1 protein-coding gene is annotated in these 351 nt (G+C 51.0%); it reads right to left on the bottom strand.

Annotated elements, in window-relative coordinates:
• Positions 1–351, bottom strand: a 351-nt coding sequence (locus FLP08_RS16270; RefSeq protein ID WP_439329447.1) for a CLIPPER-2 domain-containing protein, incomplete at both ends; no start/stop codon positions are given.

Consider the following 351-nt stretch of genomic DNA (forward strand, 5'->3'; position numbering starts at 1 on the left):
ACGTTTCCGGTATTGGTCAGGCTAAAGGTATAGGAGATGGTCTCTCCAGCCTCGGCATAGCCGTTTCCATTTTCATCGTTAAAGCTTCCTGCTTTTGCTATTGTCATGGCTGGGTTCTGCGTCAGTGGCGTAGTCTCATTATTACTATCCTCCGGATCGGTCAGCTCATCGGCATCAGCCGTAGCAATATTGTCTACCTGTCCACTGTCTACATCAGCCTGGGTCAGGGTATAGGTCGCTGTAAAGCTGGTGTTGTCAGAAGCTCCCGGCGCCAGGTTGATCGGTCCACCGTTTACACTTACCATCGGATCGGTCACGGTGATATTGTTCAGGGTGACATTCCCGGTATTG

The organism is Christiangramia aestuarii (assembly GCF_009735585.1).
Classification (GTDB): Bacteria; Bacteroidota; Bacteroidia; order Flavobacteriales; family Flavobacteriaceae; genus Christiangramia; species Christiangramia aestuarii.